Source organism: Psychrobacter faecalis (assembly GCF_016107575.1).
Lineage (GTDB): Bacteria > Pseudomonadota > Gammaproteobacteria > Pseudomonadales > Moraxellaceae > Psychrobacter > Psychrobacter faecalis.
This window is the reverse complement of sequence record NZ_JABAST010000002.1, coordinates 1-16,771: the sequence shown is the minus strand read 5'-3', so window position 1 is coordinate 16,771 and position 16,771 is coordinate 1. Positions and strand designations below refer to the sequence as shown.

General features: G+C 44.1%; 13 protein-coding genes and 1 pseudogene. 5 read left to right on the top strand and 9 right to left on the bottom strand.

Features of this window, described 5'->3' with window-relative positions:
• Positions 1-15: 15 nt before the first annotated feature.
• The 5 genes from ruvB to JFC07_RS00990 form a co-directional block, all read right to left on the bottom strand.
• A complete protein-coding gene (gene ruvB / locus JFC07_RS01010; RefSeq protein ID WP_068404994.1) occupies positions 16-996 on the bottom strand; it encodes a Holliday junction branch migration DNA helicase RuvB in 981 nt (326 codons plus the stop codon).
• A 197-nt stretch (positions 997-1,193) separates the two neighbouring features.
• Positions 1,194-1,814: a Holliday junction branch migration protein RuvA gene (gene ruvA / locus JFC07_RS01005; protein ID WP_198327874.1), complete on the bottom strand. Its 621-nt coding sequence runs from the start codon at positions 1,812-1,814 to the stop codon at positions 1,194-1,196.
• Positions 1,815-1,918: 104 nt separating this feature from the next.
• Positions 1,919-2,956, bottom strand: a complete 1,038-nt coding sequence (fba, locus tag JFC07_RS01000; protein ID WP_198327873.1) for a class II fructose-bisphosphate aldolase — start codon at positions 2,954-2,956, stop codon at positions 1,919-1,921.
• Positions 2,957-3,423: 467 nt separating this feature from the next.
• Positions 3,424-3,810, bottom strand: coding sequence for a hypothetical protein (locus JFC07_RS00995; protein WP_191692201.1), 387 nt, complete (start codon positions 3,808-3,810; stop codon positions 3,424-3,426).
• A gap of 287 nt (positions 3,811-4,097) precedes the next feature.
• Positions 4,098-5,300 carry a phosphoglycerate kinase gene (locus tag JFC07_RS00990; protein ID WP_198327872.1) on the bottom strand — a complete coding sequence of 401 codons (1,203 nt, stop codon included), beginning with the start codon at positions 5,298-5,300 and terminating at the stop codon, positions 4,098-4,100.
• Positions 5,301-5,722: 422 nt separating this feature from the next.
• On the opposite strand from JFC07_RS00990, the gene JFC07_RS00985 reads away from it, so the two are divergent.
• The gene (locus tag JFC07_RS00985) at positions 5,723-6,052 is read left to right on the top strand and encodes a TraR/DksA family transcriptional regulator (RefSeq protein ID WP_144297721.1); all 330 of its coding nucleotides are present in this window, start codon (positions 5,723-5,725) and stop codon (positions 6,050-6,052) included.
• A 95-nt stretch (positions 6,053-6,147) separates the two neighbouring features.
• Here the strand turns inward: JFC07_RS00985 and JFC07_RS00980 are convergent, their stop codons facing one another.
• Both JFC07_RS00980 and JFC07_RS00975 read right to left on the bottom strand, forming a co-directional pair.
• Positions 6,148-6,816: a thiamine phosphate synthase gene (locus JFC07_RS00980; protein WP_198327871.1), complete on the bottom strand. Its 669-nt coding sequence runs from the start codon at positions 6,814-6,816 to the stop codon at positions 6,148-6,150.
• Positions 6,817-6,908: 92 nt separating this feature from the next.
• The gene (locus JFC07_RS00975) at positions 6,909-8,000 is read right to left on the bottom strand and encodes a serine hydrolase (RefSeq protein ID WP_144297723.1); all 1,092 of its coding nucleotides are present in this window, start codon (positions 7,998-8,000) and stop codon (positions 6,909-6,911) included.
• Positions 8,001-8,449: 449 nt separating this feature from the next.
• Between JFC07_RS00975 and JFC07_RS00970 the strand changes: the two genes are divergently transcribed.
• The 4 genes and pseudogenes from JFC07_RS00970 (at position 8,450) to JFC07_RS13325 (ending at position 12,827) form a co-directional block, all read left to right on the top strand.
• Positions 8,450-9,085: a response regulator gene (locus JFC07_RS00970; RefSeq protein WP_102076814.1), complete on the top strand. Its 636-nt coding sequence runs from the start codon at positions 8,450-8,452 to the stop codon at positions 9,083-9,085.
• A gap of 76 nt (positions 9,086-9,161) precedes the next feature.
• On the top strand, positions 9,162-9,395 hold the full coding sequence (locus tag JFC07_RS13140; protein ID WP_227678193.1) for a hypothetical protein: 234 nt from the start codon (positions 9,162-9,164) through the stop codon (positions 9,393-9,395).
• Between the two features lie 25 nt (positions 9,396-9,420).
• Positions 9,421-11,067, top strand: coding sequence for a sensor histidine kinase (locus JFC07_RS00965; protein WP_227697945.1), 1,647 nt, complete (start codon positions 9,421-9,423; stop codon positions 11,065-11,067).
• 34 nt (positions 11,068-11,101) lie between these two features.
• Positions 11,102-12,827, top strand: a pseudogene (locus JFC07_RS13325) (sigma 54-interacting transcriptional regulator).
• Positions 12,828-12,896: 69 nt separating this feature from the next.
• Here the strand turns inward: JFC07_RS13325 and JFC07_RS00955 are convergent.
• Positions 12,897-14,384, bottom strand: coding sequence for a S41 family peptidase (locus JFC07_RS00955; protein ID WP_227678185.1), 1,488 nt, complete (start codon positions 14,382-14,384; stop codon positions 12,897-12,899).
• Positions 14,385-14,870: 486 nt separating this feature from the next.
• Positions 14,871-16,529: a 2,3-bisphosphoglycerate-independent phosphoglycerate mutase gene (gene gpmI, locus JFC07_RS00950; protein WP_198327870.1), complete on the bottom strand. Its 1,659-nt coding sequence runs from the start codon at positions 16,527-16,529 to the stop codon at positions 14,871-14,873.
• Between the last annotated feature and the right edge of the window lie 242 nt (positions 16,530-16,771).

The window sequence follows — 16,771 nt, the reverse complement described above, 5'->3', positions numbered from 1 at the left end:
TTCGAACTGACTATCCTACAACATCTGGTCAATCGCCATCTGCGTCAATACCCGACCACGCGCCGTACGCAGCACATAACCTTGTTGTATTAAATATGGTTCAATCACATCCTCAAGCGTACCGCGATCTTCGGCCATCGCTGCTGCTATCGCTTCAACGCCAGCTGGCCCCCCATCAAAACGCTCGTGTAATATCTCTATATAGCGTCTGTCCAAATGATCAAGACCACGCCTATCTACGGCGAGCATATCAAGCGCACTACCCGCTATCGCGCCATTGATACTGCCATCTCCTCTGACTTGCGCATAATCACGCACACGGCGTAATAGCCGATTGGCAATCCTTGGCGTTCCGCGCGAACGGCGCGCAATCTCTACTGCGCCATCTTCGCTCATCGGTACCCGCATCAAACGCGCCGCACGGCTAACAATCGTTGTCAGATCAGCGATATTATAAAACTCTAAGCGCTGCACGATGCCAAAACGATCTCGCAATGGCGAAGTCAGCAGCCCTGCGCGTGTGGTTGCTGCCACCAAAGTAAACGGCGGTAAATCAAGCTTGATAGAACGTGCCGCTGGACCTTCGCCAATCATAATATCAAGCTGAAAATCTTCCATTGCTGGATAAAGAATTTCTTCAATGACCGGACTTAGACGATGAATCTCATCGATAAAGAGCACATCGCCCGCTTCTAAATTGGTCAGCATGGCGGCCAAATCACCAGCACGCTCAAGTACAGGCCCTGAGGTAGAACGCAGATTGCCACCCATTTCACGGGCAATAATATTAGCAAGTGTGGTTTTACCAAGCCCCGGCGGACCAAAAATCAAAGTATGATCTAATGCCTCGTCGCGACCACGTGCCGCGCCAATAAACACTTCCATCTGTTCACGCACCACCGGCTGACCGATATATTCAGCCAATAATGCCGGTCGAATATTAGAGTCAGGCGCATCACCTGCCCCTTCTAACGGATTAATCAAACGATCTTGCATCATAGGTTTTATCATTTTATTAAAATCATTATTTTTAAAAGACTAAATCATAAACAGCATAACCAAACGCTGCGCATAAGTCATGCAAAACATCATAAAGCAGGTAGTCAATAAAACACAGCCTAAAACGAAAATAAGCGACAATCAATGTCGCTTATCTGTTTAAAATTTAACATAATTACTTATAGTTTAAATAATTAAAAGCCAGAGAGCTGTTGCAGAGTGGCTTTTAACAAGCTTTGCGTATCGGCAAAGGTATCACCATTACTTTTCGCCGCTTTAATAGCTTGCTGCGCTTCTCGTTCTTTATAACCCAAGCTAATCAACGCGCCCTCGACCTCAGCGATGATACTGCCTTCAACAGACATAGGCGCAGGCTGAAGCGCAAATTCTAAACTACTATTATCAACCTCGATATTTTTCAGCTTATCTTTTAACTCAATCAACAAACGCTGTGCGGTCTTTTTACCGATACCGGGAATACGCGTTAATGCCGTCTCTGACTCTTGCTCGACATGCATTTTTAGCTCAGCCGCTGACATCGCAGACAGCATTGCCAGTGCCATTTTTGCCCCAACGCCATTGATTTTAATCAATTGGCGAAAAACATCGCGCTCTTTACGATCGATAAAACCAAAAAGCAGCTGCGCATCTTCACGCACGTGAAAATGCGTCCAAATGCTCGCCTGCTCATTAAGACGCAACTGGCAAAATGACGGCAGCGGCAGCTCTATATCGTAGCCTACGCCAGAGGCAGTCATGACACAGGCAGTCGGCGCCATCAAATATTGCACCTGCCCCGTAATCAATCCAATCATTAATCCACCACCTTTTATAAGATTTAATATAAAAACTGCTTATAGCATTTGCGCTAAAAATAAGCGGCTGTTATGGCTCAATGAGCATGCTTTGCTAACCACGCTTATTTATAAAAATCGACCATACCTTCAAGGCTGATAGGACGAATTTTATGCGCCTGACCCGCTGAGCCAAAGGCTTCAAAACGATTGGTACAGATATCTGACATCGCAACCATAGAGGCTTTGAAATATTTACGTGGATCAAATTCGCTTGGATTTTCTGCCAAGAATTTACGGATAGCGCCCGTTGATGCCAAACGTAAATCGGTATCGATATTGACTTTGCGGACGCCGTGCTTAATCGCTTCAACGATTTGTTCAACCGGTACACCATAGGTTTCCCCGATATCGCCGCCATTTTCATTGATGACTTTTAGCCATTCTTGCGGTACTGACGACGAACCATGCATCACCAAATGGGTATGCGGGATACGCGCATGAATCTCTTTGACGCGCTCAATCGATAAGATATCGCCTGTCGGTGGGCGGGTAAATTTATACGCGCCATGACTGGTACCAATGGCAATGGCTAATGCATCGACATTAGTATCTTTAACAAACTGCTCGGCTTCATCAGCACTGGTCAATAGTTGCTCGTGATCCAATACGCCTTCTGCGCCTGAGCCGTCTTCTTCGCCTGCCATGCCAGTCTCAAGACTACCTAAGCAACCGATTTCACCTTCGACAGACACGCCGCACGCGTGGGCCATTTTCACCACTTCGCGGGTCACGCTGGCATTATAATCATAATCCATTGGCGTTTTTCCGTCTTCACCGAGCGAGCCGTCCATCATCACCGATGAAAAACCAAGCTGAATTGAGCGCTGGCAAATCGCAGGTGACATACCATGATCTTGATGCATCACCACCGGAATATGCGGCCATTCTTCAATCGCAGCAATAATCAGATGACGTAAAAATGCTGACCCTGCATAACTACGCGCACCCGCACTGGCTTGCACGATAACAGGTGAATCACAAGCGTCGGCCGCCATCATAATGGCACGCATCTGCTCTAAGTTATTGACGTTAAAGGCAGGGACACCATAGCTGTGCTCAGCGGCATGATCCAAAAGTTGACGTAAAGATATTAAGGCCATAAAACGCTCTCTGATTAGATTTTAAAATAAATACTTATAACGATTTGGTGATTACAAGTGTTCCATCCTCGCTGCAAGGTAGGTAAATCGACAAGCAGCACTATAGAACAGTTGGGAAAATGCAGGATTTTTACTAGCAATTATCACGCGCAGATTATAGCAAATTTTGCCCACGCTTCGTAGCGGTTGAGCGACTATTTATTAGGCTCACATTATTAAGCTCGATTAAGCTTGCGGTTTTATTGAGCATACCGATTGTATTGAGGTTACAGCTTTGGTTTAATTGATGAATGATGCTATTGCATACTTTACTTTTAGCAATGCATAAAACGCAAAAAGCCTTGGTCATCACCAAAGCTTTTTAGTATTTCGAGGCTTATAAGACCGCTATTGATTATAGCGCTATGCATGCAAGTCGATTATTAAAATCAAATAACTTGAATGAATCATAACTGATTAGCAATCAATTAGTACTGTTGTTCTGCTTCTACTGCGTTTTCACTGGCTTTCTCTTCAACAGCAGAGGCACCATCAGCAACCACGCCAGCAGTAGCGGAAACGGCTTCATTTGCGCCAACTACAACTGCTTCACCAGTATTTTCTATCGCGTCAGTCGCAGCAGCACCAGCTGTTTCAGCGCCTTCGGCAACTTCTGCGCCGGCGTTTTGGGCAGCAACTTCAGCGTCAGCAGCAGCGGCTTCGGTTTCAGCAGTAGCAACTTCTGTGTTAGCAGCAGCATCATCACCCGCAGACTCAGCAGCAGCTTCCGTTTTATCTTGTGTTTCTTGGCTACATGCAGTAATTGCAAAGGTACCAGCAAGGACACTAGCAAGTAACAAATGACGTTTTAACATAATAAACCTCTCGTAAATAAAGCATGCCAAATACATGATTTTCGCTATTTTATAGAGTACAAATTGGGCATGCAATCATAATTTTCAGTATGGAAACAAATAATTACTACTTAATAATAAGCTGTGACCTTTCACGCTCACCTTTATCCTGCAGCTCTCATACAGACAGGCCAAACAACAATAAAATCAAACACGGTGGTCACTTTATTATTTTTATAGCCTACCCCAGATGCTCATAATAAGTTGTACGTCTAATGTTACTTAATTGATAAATGACGATAGAACGATTACTCGCCGATTTGTAAAGCAGCGACTGCTGGCAACACTTTACCTTCTACAAATTCCAAAAAAGCGCCGCCGCCCGTTGACATATAGCTAACCCCATCAGCCACTTGATATTTATCAATTGCCGCTAACGTGTCACCGCCGCCTGCAATCGAAAACCCTTGGCTGTCTTTAACCGCGTTTGCCACGATTTGTGTACCTTGACCAAAAGCATCGACTTCAAATACGCCGACCGGTCCATTCCATAAAATGGTTTTTGCCTTAATAATAGCAGCCGCTAATTGCTTGGCGCTCTCTGGCGCGATGTCTAAAATCATGTCATTATCGCCGATGGTATCGACCGACTTGATAGTAGCGGTAGCTTTCTGTAATGAGCCGGTAAAGTCCGCAAAATCAATCTCATTTTTATCGGCCACGACCACATACTCTGGCAATAAAATCTCAGTTTTATTCATAATATCACGAGCGGTATCGACCAGTTCCGCCTCATATAATGATGCTCCAACGCTATGACCTTGCGCTGCCAAAAAAGTATTGGCAATACCGCCGCCAACGATAATTTGCGAGCAGACTTCAGCTAAGCTATGCAGTACTTCAAGCTTGGTCGAGACTTTTGAGCCACCAACGATTGCCAGCATCGGTTGGGCTGGCGTTTCAAGCGCAATACTTAAGGCATCAAGCTCAGCGGCCAATAAAGGTCCAGCGCAAGCGACTTTGCCCGCTTGATGCATCGCTTGGGTCACGCCTTCGGTTGACGCTTGCGCGCGGTGCGCCGTGCCAAAAGCGTCCATGACAAAGACATCGCACAAATCCGCATATTTTTGCGCCAACGCTGTGTCGTTTTTCTTCTCGCCGTTATTAAAGCGCACGTTTTCTAACAGCACGACTTCGCCTGCCTTGATTGCCACGCCTGCCGTTAGATAGTCTTTATTTAAGCTGACTGGCGCAGCTAGCTTATCGCTTAAATAATCAGCAACTGGCGCAAGCGAATAGATGGCCTCAGGACTGCCTTCTGTCGGACGACCAAGGTGTGAGCAAACAATCACCGCCGCGCCTTTTTCTAACGCCATTTTGATGGTAGGCAAACTGGCTTGCAGGCGCGCATCGCTTGCGACTTTGCCATCTTTGATAGGCACATTTAAGTCTTCACGAATCAATACCACCTTATCCGCTAAGCTCAGCTCACTCATACGCAAAAAATTCATTACCTGCTCCTATGCATCATCTATGGTTAATCTACAATATGGCTTTTTGCTAACTGCAAAACGTTTTTACGAAATAGTCATCTTAAAACGTATATTATGGGTCATTCTCACACTTGGTGTTATAGAACTGTCCCAGCAAGAATTTCAGCGGTGTATTCTAGCAGTTTTTAGTCTTCTCTTATAAAGAACTGTGATAAATTTTGCGCTATAGATTATCAATTCATATAACTGCCAAATTTCAATAGTAATCATATGCACTAAGAACAGTAACATTTCGTGGTGGTACTTCATCATCAGGCTGTTTATGATAAAAGAGTGTTTATGATAAGCACCGCTCATTATAAGAAAGCAGCTTATTATAAAACCTATGATGATAATGAATAATAAACCTAACAATAAAAACAATTTCTCAGGAGGAAATTATGAGTATTGATATTGAAACTGCCAAACAAGACCTGCTAAACCTAAAGGAAGAATATGAAACTCGCATTGATAAAATCGAAGACCATATTCAAAACCCGCAAGACGACCTCAATGAACATTGGGAAGATCAGGCCATCTCATACCGTCAAAACGACATGCGCGCAAGCTTGATGGATGAAGCACGTCAAAGCCTTATCTACGTCGAAAACGCGCTAAGCCGTATTGAAAACGGTACCTACGGTGAATGTGAAGTGTGCGGCAAACAAATTGAAGCGCAACGCTTAAAAGCGCTGCCATATGCTACGTTGTGTATGGAACATGCAGAATAATTTTTAATGGCTATTTTAAATAAATGTCACTTAAAATAATGTTACTTGAAATAAATGTTAGCTTTAAAGATTAAAGAATTGATATAACTTTCTAATTAAGCAGGCGTTTGCCATCTGCTAAGCGCCTGCTGCCATTGCTGACAACGCGCGGCAATTTTCTCTACAGGCAAATCCATAATATCGCCAACGACCGCCACATAGGTAATTGGCAAACCCGCCAGCTCGGTTATATTTTCCGCCGTCAACCCCCCTATCACGCAGATATCAATCCCCTGTTGACAACCTTCAATAAGTTGCTGGCGAGATATCACATGGGCATTAGGTTTGGTATTTGAAGCAAAAACTGCGCCCATCGCCGCATAGCTTGCGCCGTCTTCTTTGGCTTGTTTGACCAGCGCTACATCGCCGTGACAAGTTCGCCCAATAATTTGTTCGGCTGTAAGATAACGTTTGGCATCATCGATAGCGCCATCTTGTTGACCTAAATGCACCCCGATGCCAAGTTTTTTGGCAAGTGCAACATCATCGTTCATTACAACTGCAACGTCATGAGCTTTGGCCAAGCTGACTATCTGCCGCGCTTCTTCATAGAGTTCTGCTTTGCCATTGACCGCTTGTAAGGTTTTTTTACGGCGAATTTGCAATAATGCTACCAGCCCTGTTGCTAATGCTGCTTCTAGTTTTGCATATAAAACCACAAATTCATCATCATTGGTAAGTAAATATAGTTTGGGCGCGGGCGTCATAGCCGATACTTGGAACATATGGTTTTTCCTTAAATGGGCTTAAATTTGACCCAATAAAAAGGCTGTTATATTACATAACAGCCTTGTACATCAATATTAAAATAACACGCTTATACGGTACGGCGAGTCGCCAAACTGTTTAAGATATTTTTCGCATCACCCCAACGCGTCGCTGAACTGTTTGCGCCCAAAATCACGATAATCGCTGGACGGTTATTAACGCGGGTTTCCATCACCACGCAGCGCCCTGCTTCATTGATAAAGCCAGTTTTTGAGATACCGATTGGATAGCTGCCATCACGCACTAAGCTGCTGGTGTTGTTGGCTTTATAGGTACGGTTGCCGCTTGAGTAGTTAGAGACATAAAAGTCATAGCTTTTGGTGGTCGAAAAACGACGAATGACATCGTAGTTGCCAGCTGCACGTACCATTTTAACGAGATCATTTGATGAAGCGACGTTACGCTTATCAAGACCCGTTGGGTCACCGAAGAAAGCGGTGGTCATGCCCAAGTCTTGAGCTTTACGGTTCATAGCGCGCATAAAGGCACTATAACCACCTGGATAGTTACGCGCTAGGCTTTTTGCGGCTGGGTTTTCTGACTTCATCAATGCCATGAGTAGCATCTCAGCACGGTTCAAACGGTCACCTGACTTAAGGTTTGAGCTGGCGCGTTTTGGACCGACGAAATCTTCTGGATCAAGGGTAATCTCTTCACGCATGTCTAGACCGGCGTCTAGCACCACCATCGCTGTCATAATCTTAGTAATACTTGCCATCGGACGGGCAATATCAGCAGCTTTTTCGTAGATAGATTCGCCGGTTTCAGCATCGATGACCACAACACTGCGCGAATCGGTACTGATCGGAATCATACTACCGCTGTTAAAACCACCACGATAGGCGGTGTTATAGCTGTTGGTATTATTGAAGCTATTATTGCTGCTACCAAAACTGTGTGCATTAGTAATATTGGTGGCGCCGTAGCCATTGTCTACTTTTTTAATCGCCGAGCTATTACTGCTGTTGTACATGATTTTACGCGCTTCAGATAAGCTATCGGCACCGCCCCAGCTCACACGAGCACTAGACTCAGAGCCAGAACTACCATTAATGGTAAGCGCCGCTTGTGCAACACTGCCCAAACTCAATGAAATCAGAGCAGCGATTAATTGCTGTTTGGTTAATGGTAGTTGCTTCATTATGCCTCCTGCAGCCGCGCTGCCATTAGTTAGAAAATTAGTTACATACTAACTAACACCAACAACGTACGTAGCGTTTGTGGTTGTGTTTGTAGATACTCGCATAGAGTTTTTGTATTTTTAGTGTATCATGGTTTGCATTTAAGTTTAATCTACTAAATCAATTAGATGTCGTTTTTTGACCACATTCAAATTTTACTACATTTACTTTATATTACAGCAATATTAATTAACAATGGCGCAATATAGCATTACATTTAAGCTTATAAGGGCACAATTGCAAGGTTCATATAAAAGTATGCTGCTTAATATAAGGGAGTTTGTGAGTTTACATATTTTAGTCAATAAATTTATAGCAGCTGACATTTATAATAAGAAAATAAAATCATTTAGATAGTTTAAGTTTAACAGTGCACCCTTTATTCTGACCAATAGAAAAGAGTATAACTATGATTCGAGTACTAGTAGTAGATGATCATGATTTGGTGCGAATGGGCATTAGCCGCATGTTGGCAGATAGTGCCGATATCGAAGTCGTCGGCGAAGCAGATAGCGGCGATATGGCGATTAAATTGGCAAAACAACTGCGTCCGGATGTGATATTGCTCGATGTCAATATGCCCAATATTGGCGGGCTTGAAGCCACCAAACGCCTTATTCAGCTTGATATGGGCTTTAAGATTTTGGCCGTGAGTAGCATGTCAGCGCAGCCTTACCCGTCGATGCTCATCAAAGCGGGTGTCAATGGTTATATCACCAAAGGGACGCCGCTTGATGAGATGATACGCGCGGTGAAAAAAGTCTATCAGGGCGGGCGTTACTTTAGCCAAGACGTTGCTGAGCAATTGGCGGATGTTCTGCTATCTGATAATGCCAGCTCACCTTTTGACTTATTAAGTGACCGAGAAAAACAGGTCGCGATGATGGTGGTGAATTGCCAAAGCCCGCAGCAAATCGCCGACCAGTTATTTGTCAGCGTCAAAACCATCAATACTTATCGTTACCGCATTTATGAAAAAGTCGGTGTCGATAGCGATGTAAAATTGACCCATTTGGCCATTCGTCACGGGCTTATTCAACCGTAAGTTACTAAGCATAAATAACTAAGTATAGTAAGCACCTTCCCTTCTATTACGCTCAACTTAAAAGGCTTTAGAGCCAGTGAAAACTTTAAAGCCTATGAAACCTTCAAAGCCTGTGCCATCGTCAAAGTCTAAGCAACATGAGCAGCATAAGAAATCTGCTCCTAGCGTTATAGCCGCTATTACGGATTATTTTCAGCGCGATGACACCTTACCTTTGCCGCAGCTGCGCAGGTTGGGTTTGATTTATAGCAGCTATCGCTTTGTCGTCAGCCTATTTTCTATGCTGATGGTGTATATCACAGCGCGCTAGCGATGGTTCATCATTACCAAGTTTTTTGCAGCAAACCGCGCTCAGTTTTTATGTCCTTTTAAGCTTAATTTTATTGGGTTTATTTTATGTGGTGACCAAGCATCCACGGCAACAGCTGGCGTTTGGTTTAGCGGTAGACGTCATTATTTTAAGCTTACTGCTCTATACCGCTGGCGCGCCTGATTTGCAGTTGACCATGCTGTATATGGTGGTGGTTGCCGCCAGCTTTATGCTGCTTCATAGCTCGCAAGCGCTGATTATTACTTTACTGGCGATTATTTTCGTTATCTATCAGCAGTTTTTTTATGCGATTGCCAATAGCATGAATTTGGCAAATTTAGGCGATGCGCTCCTGATGTCAGCCAGCTTTTTGGCAGTCGGCGGTTTGAGTTGGTCAATCTCGCAGCGCTTGGTACAAGTTGAGAAAGTAGCGGCCCGCCACGCCAAAGAAGTCGAACGCTTAAACGTTATCAATCAAGAAGTCATCACCCAAATGGCCAACGGTGTCATCGTCATCGATTGTGAACAAGTGGTTTTAGCCAACCTTTCGGCTTATCAATTACTGAGTATTCCAAATGCTACGGCAATGGAGGCAGAGTATGTTGAGACAAATGCTGCGCTCACCAGCTCGCCAAACAGCTTGTTAAACAATTCTTTAAACAGCCATGCAAACAACTCTTCAAATAATATTAGAAATCATATTGCAAACAAACCACTCGCCGACTTTCAGCAGCAGCTTCGCGCGCAACATCTACAGTTATTTGAAGCTTGCTTATCGATAGAGACGGGACAATCTCGTACTTTTATTTATGAGTTGCCAGCTACTGCCAATGCCTCTGTCTTTGGTAAGCTTCGCGTTGAAATTATCCCGCTAAAAGATGACAGTAAGCTTGTCATATTGGAAGACTTACGCCGCGAACAAGCCAGCGCCCAACAGTTAGAATTGGCCTCACTCGGGCAACTGACCGCCAGTATCGCTCATGAAATAAGAAATCCGTTAGCCGCTATCTCGCAAGCCAGTCAACTACTGATAGAAGATATTGAAGAAAGTCAGGCCATAGAGAGTGCAAGCGCAAATGATGCGTTGGCTGGAAATCATGAGCTTTATAAAATGATATTCACGCAAACAAAGCGCGTTAATCGTATTATTGAAGATGTCTTAAAACTGTCACGTCAGCAAACCGCCAAGCAGCAATTCATTGCCCTTACCGACTGGATGCCAGAATTTTTGGCAAACTATTTTCAAGGTCACGATGTTTTTTTACATAGTCATGCACAGCCGTCCATCTCATTTGACCCACATCAATTAGAGCAAATTTTTATCAATTTAATTAACAATGGCTTACGTCATAGCAGTTATGCTCACCCTCATGCCGTTGTGGAAATCGAGATTTATTGTGCCGACAACGATGTTATAATTGATGTATTGGACGATGGCACAGGTGTAAGCACGGCAGACTTAACCCACCTGTTCAATCCATTTTTTACCACTGATAAGGCGGGTACGGGTTTAGGCTTGTATTTATCGCAAGCATTTTGTGAAGCCAACCATGCGCGCCTACTTTATATTCCAGAACACAAAAAGACTTGTTTTCGTTTGATTGCGCCTGCTATTGACAACGCGGCCATTGATAATGAAGCAGTTGAAAACTTAGATAAAACCTATTTTTAATGCCTTGCAATATTTTAAGACAATGAGATGATGTATGACCACAACCGCGCTAGTCGTTGATGATGAAGTAGATTTATGCCGCTTGATGCAAATTACCTTAACCAAGATGGGCATCAAAAGCGATGTGGCTTATACCTTATCGCAAGCCAAAACCTATTGGCAAGCAAACGACTATGACTTTTGTCTAACCGATTTAAAACTCCCTGATGGGTCAGGCTTAGAGTTGGTTAAGCATATTAGCAGCAGTTCAAGTACGCCCATTGCCGTGATTACCGCGCATGGCAGCATGGATTTGGCGATTGAAGCACTGAAACTGGGCGCTTTTGACTTTGTTAATAAGCCGCTCGAGCTGCCGCGTCTACGTCAATTGGTTGAAAATGCACTCAAGGTTACTCATCAAGATAACGCCGCAAAGTCAACGCCTGAGCGCTCACCTGAGCAGCAAATGCTCGATAGCCGTCTGATTGGCGACTCAGCCGTCATGCACCCGCTAAAAAGTACCATTTTAAAATTAGCGCGTTCGCAAGCGCCAGTTTTTTTATCGGGGGGCATCGGGCACTGGTAAAGAAGTGGTTGCGCGCTTAATCCATGACTTAAGTCCGCGCCGTGATGGCAGCTTTGTACCAGTCAACTGCGGCGCGATTCCATCAGAACTGATGGAGTCAGAATTTTTTGGTCATAAAAAAGGCAGCTTTACTGGCGCTGTCGCTGATAAACAAGGACTGTTTCAACAGGCCAATGGCGGCACGCTATTTTTAGATGAGGTCGCTGACTTGCCACTAGCGATGCAGGTCAAATTACTGCGCGCCATTCAAGAAAAAACCGTGCGTGCAATCGGCGATACCAAAGAAGTGCCAGTTGATATTCGTATCCTATCAGCGACGCATAAGGATTTAAATCAGCTGGTACAAGCAGGTAGCTTTCGCCAAGATTTATATTACCGCATCAATGTCATTGAGCTTAAACTGCCGACGCTTAACGCAAGACGTGATGATATACCGGTATTGGCCAAGCACTTTTTGACCCTGATTGCCGATGAATGGCAATTGGAGTCGCCGCCAACACTGACCCATGCTGCGTGCGCGCGCCTACAACATCACGACTTTGCGGGTAATGTACGCGAATTACGTAATATCCTTGAACGCGCGATAACCTTAGCGGAGACATCCACTATTGATGCCAGTCATTTGGGCTTGGCTGATTTCGACAACCAACAACTAGAGAACGCGCAAGAAGCTATTGCAGAAGTAGAGCAAAATAACAACGCTGACAAAGCGACCCTTTCGAGCAATGCTATTTTAGATAAAAGTGAAAGCTTAGAAGCGCAATCTATAAAAGATAATGTGGTAAAAAATGACGTAGAAGCCGTAGAAAAAGACAGCGCGCAACAAGCAAAAACTACTATATCTCCTTATCGCACCATTACGCAGCACTATCCTTCAATGAACGCGCGCGCTGCAGCCAGTCCTACAGCACAACTTGATAAAACAGTACCTAGCGCTATGTCAGAACCATTAAGCAATGAAGCTAATGAGAAAGAGAAATTAGATAAATCAATAAAAGAAGAAGTTGTCGCTTGTCAATTACCTGCCCAAGGCTTAGAGCATTATTTGCAAGAGCAGGAAAGGCAGCTGATTATTACCGCCCTTAAACAGACAAACTGGAATAAGACCCAAGCTGCTGAATTGTTGGGCACCACTTTCCGCTCGTTACGCTATCGTATGTCAAAGCTTGAAATTGCTGAAAATCAGTCTGAATAATATATAAGCGCTAACCGTAAGACGATAATTAAATCAGCTCGAAAAGTCTCAGTCTAAATGCTAACGAAATTAGGGCTTAGTTTTAACAGCCGGTTTTTCAGTCGGCTTTTCAGTCACATGGTCGATAAGCCTGTTGTTTTGAGTCACTTTATTTTTAATCGCTTTAGTATTAGTGTCACCTTGACTAGGATTATTCGCTGCTTGAGGCTTGCGTACAAAGCGAACACCCGACGGCAGGGCTTTTTGTCTGAGTAAATCAAGCGCCTGTTGCTCCCATGTGCTTTCATTTCCTGTTAAAGTCACATCAGGCGCTACCCCAACCCCATCTATTTTTTTACCTGAAGCGGTCATGTAATGGGCAACGGTCAGCTTCACCGCCTGCTCGTCATTCAGCGGTATCACGGACTGCACCGAACCTTTACCATAACTGACCTCGCCTAAAATAGTCGCGCGTTTTTGCGCTTGCAAACTACTGGCTAAGACCTCAGCCGCTGAAGCAGAATAACGATTTTGCAACACTACAACTGGCATGGTATCTAATAACGCTGCACCTTGCGTCGATAGTGTGCGGGAGTCGCTTTGACGACCTTTGACTTGTACCACATCGGTATTGGTCATAAATAAGCTGGCAACGCTTACCGCTGACGCTAATACACCGCCTGGGTTGTCACGCATGTCTAATAAAATTCCCTTAACAGGCGCATCCAAATCAATTAACCCTTGTAACAGCTTTTCACGGCTATTGTTTTGAAAGGCGGGTAATCTAACAATAGCCATTCCATCTACCAGCCGCGTTTCAATAATTTGTGGATGGTTGTGATTACGCTGTAAAGTCGTGGTATGTTTACGGCGTCCTGCTTTTGATGTCACGACATCCACTTGGGTACCTGCAATGCCTGTTAACAATTGCTCAATGTCATTACTTTCTTCGTCTTCACCAAGTTTAAACTCGTCTACTTGGTGCAAATAATCACCAACGGCAATACCTTTTTTATCGGCAGGTGAGCCATCAACCACCTCAGTAATCACCCAATAGCCTACTTTAGGCTGATACTGCACCTTGACACCGATATCACCGACGTCGCCTTCAGTAAAAGCACGCAGATTCTCATAAGATTCTGCATCCAAAAACTCAGCATGGCTATCAAGCTTGGTCAACATACCGCTCATGGCATTGCTAAATAACTCTTCGTCATTCACCGTATCCACATATTCACGGCGTACCAAATCAACGACAGCCACAAAGGTCTTTAGTGTTTCAGGCGAAATGGCCTTTAACGATACTTGCGCAACTTCGGCGGGAATATCGGTGTTTATCACCTCTGACTCGTCATTTAGCGCGCTTTCATCGGCGACAGCATCTATCGAGTCATCGACTTGATCGGCAGATTCGAGCATATCGGCGATATCTGATAAATCGTCGGCGCTATTAGCTTCCTCGTTATTATTTAAGGATACATCGTCGTCATTAAGACCAATCAATTGCAAGCTTGCCGTGGGATTTTCGCCAGTACTATTGATTTTACCGTTATTGTTGGTAGCAGCTTGTGCTGGCATATTGACCACACCTAGCCCTACTACACTGCTTATAAGAGCGGGTTTTAATAGCTGAGAGCCGATTAATTTGACATTAAAAGACTTCATTTTAAAAGATTTAGAAGCAATAGATTTAGAAGCAACAGGCAATGGCATGATGATATTTCTCAAGCTTTTAGACCGCAATAAGAATAAATGGCGAATTGGACGCATAATAAATTACTCAAAAAAAGGATTTGGTTATTATTTTTATAACTTTTGGATTATATGGATATTTATGATTATAAAGTTATTCATGAACGATGTCGTCTAAAATAACACTGAGCTTCTACCTAAGACTAGGACAGTATTGCAAGTAACTTAAACAATATGTATCAAGCAAAATGCGGCGAAGCGTAGAAAAAATGCAAAAAAAGGGAAAGATACTCAATATCTTTCCCTTTTTATAAAACCCAATAGCTTTAGCAGTAATAATAGACTGCTAAATGATCTTATTAAATGTCTCGTTTATGTAGCCGAAAGCAGTAAGTTTTTACCGGTCATCTCATCTGGCTGTTCGATATCCATCAATGCCAAAATCGTAGGCGCGATATCACTAAGCTTGCCGCCACTACGTACTTTTACGGCTTTCCCACCAATATAAATCAATGGCACAAGCTCAGTGGTATGCTGCGTATGTACCTGACCACTTTCGTAGTCCTGCATCTGCTCACAGTTGCCATGGTCAGCGGTGATCAGCATATCCCCGCCCGCAGCGCGTACCGCTTTTTCCAAACGACCAATGCACACATCCAACGCTTCTACCGCCTTGACAGCAGCTTCAAAAACACCTGTATGCCCGACCATATCGCCATTAGCATAATTAACAACTAACACATCGTATTTACCAGATTCGATAGCAGCGACTAGCTCATCGGTCACTTCAGGCGCGCTCATTTCTGGCTGTAAATCATAAGTAGCAACATCAGGCGATGGCACTAAAATCCGCGTCTCGCCTTCATATTCATCTTCGCGGCCGCCGCTAAAGAAAAAGGTCACGTGCGCATATTTTTCAGTTTCAGCGATACGTAGCTGGGTTTTACCTTTATCTTGTAAATACTCGCCAAGCGTATTGGTCAAAGACGCTGGATAATAAGCGATACTGGTTTTTGGATTGTCCGCTAACACGTCAGAATACTTCGTCAACATCACAAAAGCAGCAAGCTTTGGTTGCTTATGACGGGCAAAACCAGAAAACTCATGATCTGGTAGCACAAAGGCTTGCGCAAGCTCACGGGCACGGTCAGCGCGGAAGTTCATAAAGATAAGTGCATCATTGTCATCGACAGTATAAGGCACTTCGTCGCGACCAATCACCACCGTTGGATTGATGAACTCATCGGTTTCGCGTGCTTTATACGCCGCTTGTATGGCGCCATCGGCACGTGTTGCTAAGCGGTCGGCTTTACCCTCGGTGATAAGCTCATAGGCTTTTTGCACGCGGTCCCAGCGATTGTCACGATCCATTGCATAATAGCGCCCAATAATACTGGCAATTTGCACGCGGCCACCTTCATAGTGGTCATTGAGCTTAGCAATATGATCGCGTAAGCGGTTGATGTACTTATCAGCAGATTTTGGCGGCGTATCACGGCCATCTAAAAAACAATGCACAAAGACATTTTCGGCACCGTGTACCAATGCCGAATGGCACATAGCCTCGATATGGTCTTGATGTGAGTGCACGCCGCCATCAGACAACAATCCCATAATATGCACGTTACCACCGAGCTTATTTGCCGCTTTTACGGCATTAACCAGTGCTTCGTTTTTATAGAACTCACGATTGGCGACTTCATTTGAGATACGAGTGGAGTCTTGATAAAGCACGCGGCCAGCGCCCAAATTCATATGACCAACTTCTGAGTTACCAAACTGACCATCTGGCAGACCGACATCCTCTCCTGAAGCCGATATCAATCCATGCGGATATTGCTGATAAATCTTATCCAAATTTGGCATATGGGCGGCAGCAATCGCATTATCCTTATCGTCTTCACGATGCCCAAAACCATCTAATATCATTAAGACATGGGGCACTTTTTTATTTTGCTCGCTATCTTGCTTATTATTGAGCTGAGCCTGACTATCGTCGATAATTTCTGCTTGTTGCTGGTTATGGGTCATGGATTACCGCTCCTCAAGTGAATGAACGCCTAGAATGCTATCTTAGGATGTTTACAGTCCTCTATATTAACACATATCTCAAAATAGCTGAAAAATCGCCCTTTTAAGCCATATTTATGCCCTTAAAAATTCTGTCATTTCATGGTAGATAAAGTAAATACTCAACATCATTCATGCTGCTCATTAACCGTTCCAAAAATCTTACTCAAACCTAGCCAATATTGACTATTAGATAGGTTTGA

Bases quoted from the DNA above. Each gene is read 5' to 3' on its own strand.
- ruvB (WP_068404994.1), bottom strand. From the start codon at position 996: ATGCAAGATCGTTTGATTAATCCGTTAGAAGGGGCAGGTGATGCGCCT.
- ruvA (WP_198327874.1), bottom strand. From the start codon at position 1,814: ATGATTGGATTGATTACGGGGCAGGTGCAATATTTGATGGCGCCGACT.
- fba (WP_198327873.1), bottom strand. From the start codon at position 2,956: ATGGCCTTAATATCTTTACGTCAACTTTTGGATCATGCCGCTGAGCAC.
- JFC07_RS00995 (WP_191692201.1), bottom strand. From the start codon at position 3,810: ATGTTAAAACGTCATTTGTTACTTGCTAGTGTCCTTGCTGGTACCTTT.
- JFC07_RS00990 (WP_198327872.1), bottom strand. From the start codon at position 5,300: ATGAATTTTTTGCGTATGAGTGAGCTGAGCTTAGCGGATAAGGTGGTA.
- JFC07_RS00985 (WP_144297721.1), top strand. From the start codon at position 5,723: ATGAGTATTGATATTGAAACTGCCAAACAAGACCTGCTAAACCTAAAG.
- JFC07_RS00980 (WP_198327871.1), bottom strand. From the start codon at position 6,816: ATGTTCCAAGTATCGGCTATGACGCCCGCGCCCAAACTATATTTACTT.
- JFC07_RS00975 (WP_144297723.1), bottom strand. From the start codon at position 8,000: ATGAAGCAACTACCATTAACCAAACAGCAATTAATCGCTGCTCTGATT.
- JFC07_RS00970 (WP_102076814.1), top strand. From the start codon at position 8,450: ATGATTCGAGTACTAGTAGTAGATGATCATGATTTGGTGCGAATGGGC.
- JFC07_RS00955 (WP_227678185.1), bottom strand. From the start codon at position 14,384: ATGCCAGCACAAGCTGCTACCAACAATAACGGTAAAATCAATAGTACT.
- gpmI (WP_198327870.1), bottom strand. From the start codon at position 16,529: ATGACCCATAACCAGCAACAAGCAGAAATTATCGACGATAGTCAGGCT.